The following is a 3298-nucleotide window of genomic DNA, read 5'->3' as shown; positions in this document are numbered from 1 at the left end:
GAGCGCGAGGAGTGAGCCGGGGTTGCGAGCCCCGCAGTCGCGAACCGAGGTGGCACCGTGAGCCCGTCGCCCCGGTTCCGGATTCCCCGGCCGCGGACCGCGGTGGGCCGGGCCGCCGGCCTGGTCGGGGCCGCGGTCGGCGTAGCCGCCGCGGGGCTCGCCGCGGGCGTGGTGAGCGAGCGCGTCCTGGTCCGCAGGCTCAAGAGCGACCCCGCCGACCGGTACGCGGACGAGGTCTTCGGCGCGCAGCGGTACGACGAGTCGTTCCGGCTGGAGATGCCGGACGGCACCGACATCCACGTCGAGGTGGTGGAGCCGACCCGGCCGGTGGCGGGGCACCCGACCGTGGTGCTCGTGCACGGCTTCTGCCTGGACATGGGGACCTTCCACTTCCAGCGCAAGATGCTCGCCGAGCGCGGCGACTACCGGGTCGTCGCGTACGACCAGCCGGGGCACGGCCGGTCGGGGCGGTTGGAGACCGGCGACTACGACCTGGCCGCGCTGGGCCGTACCCTGCGCCGGGTCATCGACCGGACCGCCCCGGAGGGGCCGCTGGTGCTGGTCGGCCACTCGATGGGCGGGATGACCATCATGGCCTTCGCCGAGCTCTACCCGGAGATGTTCGGCGACCGGGTGGTCGGCACCGTGCTGATGGCCACCTCGGGCGGTCTGCTCGCCGAGACGAAGCTGGTCGCCCCGGCGATGCTCGGGCGGGTCGGCGCGCCGGTGCTCTACATGATGAGCAACGCCACCCGGTACGGCGGCACGGTGATCGACAAGGCCCGCCGGTCGACGTCCAACGTGGCCTGGCTGCTCACCCGCAAGTACGGCTTCGGCACCCCGAAGCCCAGCCCGGCGCTGGTGTCCTACGTGGAGCAGATGAACTCCCGCACCTCCGCCGACACGGTCACCCGCTACCTGCGTACCCTCGCCACCCACTCCCGCTTCCCGGCGCTGGCCGCGCTGAGCGGCACGCCGGTGCTGGTGGTGGTCGGCGACAAGGACATGATCACCCCGGTGAACCACTCGGAGGAGATCGTGCGTCGGTTGCCGCACGCCGACTACCTCAAGATCAATGACAGTGGGCACGTGGTGATGCTGGAGCACGCCGACGAGGTCAACGCCGCGCTGGAGCAGTTCCTGGAGGCGCTGTGAGCGTGACCGTCTCCCTGCCGACGGTGGCGGACACGCACGCGTTCGGGCGGCGGCTGGCCGGGGTGCTGCGCGCCGGCGACCTGCTGCTGCTCACCGGCCCGCTGGGCGCCGGCAAGACCGCGCTCACCCAGGGCGTCGGCGCCGGGCTGGGGGTGCTCGGCGACATCACCTCGCCGACCTTCGTGATCGCCCGGGTGCACCGGCCGGACCCGGCCCGGGGCGGCTCGGTGGCACTGGTGCACGCCGACGCGTACCGGCTGGGGGACGCGGGTGACCCGCGCGCCGAGATCGACGACCTCGACCTCGACGCCTCGGTGGACGACTCGGTGACCGTGGTCGAGTGGGGCGAGGGGCTGGTGGAGCAGCTGGTCGACGCGCACCTGGGGGTGCGGATCGACCGGCGCGACGACGACACCCGGGTGGTCACGTTGGAACCGGTCGGCGGCGACTGGGCGCAGCGCCTGGAAGCCCTGCGCTGAGCGCTGTCGTACCCGCTGCCTACAGTGCCGGGACCGACTGCGAAAGGTTGCCGATGCCCGACGACGCCCCCGCCCTCGACCTGCTGGCGCTGCTGCCGGAGGCCTGGCGTGCCGCGCTGACCCCGCACCTCGACCCGGCCCGCACCGCGGCGCTGGCCGAGTTCGTCGCCGGGGAGTACGCCACCCAGACGATCTTCCCGCCGGTGGAGGATCTCTTCTCCGCCTACCGGCTGTGCGGGCCGGAGCAGTGCCGGGTGCTGATCCTGGGGCAGGACCCGTACCACCGGGTGGGGCAGGCGCACGGGTTGAGCTTCAGCGTTCGCGAGGGGGTGACGGTGCCGCCGTCGCTGCGCAACGTCTTCAAGGAGCTGGGCGAGGACCTGGGCGTACCGAAGCCGCGCAGCGGCAACCTCGACGGCTGGGCGGCCCAGGGGGTGCTGCTGCTCAACTCGGTGCTCACCGTTCGGCAGGCCACCCCCGGCTCGCACGCCAACCGGGGTTGGGAGGAGTTCACCGATGCCACCATCCGCGCCCTCGACGCGTCCGAGCAGCGGGTGGTCTTCCTGCTCTGGGGCGGGTACGCCCGCAAGAAGGCGGCCCTGGTCACCAACCCCCGGCACGTGGTGCTGGAGGCGGGGCACCCCAGCCCGATGAACCCGCGCGGCTTCCTCGGCAGCCGGCCGTTCAGCGCGGCCAACAAGGCGCTCGCCGACGCCGGCCTGCCCACCGTCGACTGGGAGCGCTCAGCCGGCTGACCCGCCGCTCAGCCGGCTGGCCCGCCGCTCAGCCGGCTGGCCCGCCGCTCAGCCGGCTGGCCCGCCGCTCAGCGGGATGAGCCGGCGGACCGGGTGCCGGCGTCGCTGGCCTGCCGCTGGCGGTGCCGGCGCAGCAGGTCGGCGGCGCGCGGGTCGGTCAGCTCCACCGCGACCAGCGGCACCACCCGGTAGCTCCGCCCGTCGTGCCGCACCTCGATCGCCTCGGGCAGCTCGTCGCACAGCTGCGCGCGGACCTCGCCGTACCGGGTCTGCCAGCGGTGCTCCCCGGGTTCCTCCGGTTCGAGGCGCAGGCCGCCGAACTCACCCCACCGGGCGTTCCAGCGTTGGCCGTAGGCGGCGTCCAGCCAGGCGGTGAAGCGGGCCGAGTCGGACCACCGGACCGCGATCTCCACCCCGTCCGCCGGCACCGGCGCGCCCTGCAACACGGCGGCGGTCCCGCCGGCGAGCACGTGCGGCAGGTCGCCGAGCCGGTCGAGCACCCGGTCCAGCCCGAGTTCGTCGATCCGTTCGGCGAGCGGCCGGGCGGCCAGCTCGTCCATCCGGGCGTCCAGGTGGGTGTCGAGCGGCTCGACCGTGACGGCGAGTTGCAGGCCGAGGGCCGCGAAGACCCGTTCGACCAGCGGGATGCTCGGCATCCGGTCGCCGCGTTCGATCCGGGCCACGCCGCCCTGGCTCATCCCCGCCAGGGTGGCCAGCGCCTGCTGGGTCAGCCCCCGGGTCTCCCGCTCAAGGCGCAACGTGCCGGCGATCCGGGCGGCCAGGCGACTCTCCGTCATCACCACAGGATGACTTTCCGCGGAGAGCGATATGCCTCTCCGTCATATTTATGGGTCTTGTGACGGGTTAGTGGGTTGTGGTGGGGGCCGGTGACGGCGCATGCCGTTGTTC

4 protein-coding genes are annotated in these 3298 nt (G+C 73.6%); 3 read left to right on the top strand and 1 reads right to left on the bottom strand.

Features of this window, described 5'->3' with window-relative positions:
• Window positions 1-57: 57 nt before the first annotated feature.
• Genes V6U81_RS28945 through ung form a run of 3 tightly spaced genes read left to right on the top strand, consistent with a single transcriptional unit; the run spans window position 58 to window position 2389 of the window.
• Complete coding sequence (locus V6U81_RS28945; RefSeq protein ID WP_334494211.1) at window positions 58-1155, top strand: alpha/beta fold hydrolase; 1098 nt, start codon at window positions 58-60, stop codon at window positions 1153-1155.
• A complete protein-coding gene (gene tsaE / locus V6U81_RS28940; protein WP_334494210.1) occupies window positions 1152-1634 on the top strand; it encodes a tRNA (adenosine(37)-N6)-threonylcarbamoyltransferase complex ATPase subunit type 1 TsaE in 483 nt (160 codons plus the stop codon). The genes V6U81_RS28945 and tsaE overlap by 4 nt, the downstream gene beginning before the upstream one ends.
• Window positions 1635-1687: 53 nt before the next feature.
• The gene (gene ung, locus V6U81_RS28935) at window positions 1688-2389 is read left to right on the top strand and encodes a uracil-DNA glycosylase (protein ID WP_334494209.1); all 702 of its coding nucleotides are present in this window, start codon (window positions 1688-1690) and stop codon (window positions 2387-2389) included.
• A gap of 68 nt (window positions 2390-2457) precedes the next feature.
• Here ung and V6U81_RS28930 read toward each other — a convergent pair whose 3' ends face one another.
• Window positions 2458-3186, bottom strand: a complete 729-nt coding sequence (locus tag V6U81_RS28930) for a helix-turn-helix domain-containing protein (RefSeq protein WP_334494207.1) — start codon at window positions 3184-3186, stop codon at window positions 2458-2460.
• Window positions 3187-3298 lie beyond the last annotated feature (112 nt).

The organism is Micromonospora lacuserhaii, from assembly GCF_036902735.1.
Taxonomy (GTDB): Bacteria; Actinomycetota; Actinomycetes; order Mycobacteriales; family Micromonosporaceae; genus Micromonospora.
This window is presented reverse-complemented; position numbering and strand designations above follow the sequence as displayed.

Bases quoted from the DNA above. Each gene is read 5' to 3' on its own strand.
- ung (WP_334494209.1), top strand. From the start codon at position 1,688: ATGCCCGACGACGCCCCCGCCCTCGACCTGCTGGCGCTGCTGCCGGAG.
- V6U81_RS28930 (WP_334494207.1), bottom strand. From the start codon at position 3,186: ATGACGGAGAGTCGCCTGGCCGCCCGGATCGCCGGCACGTTGCGCCTT.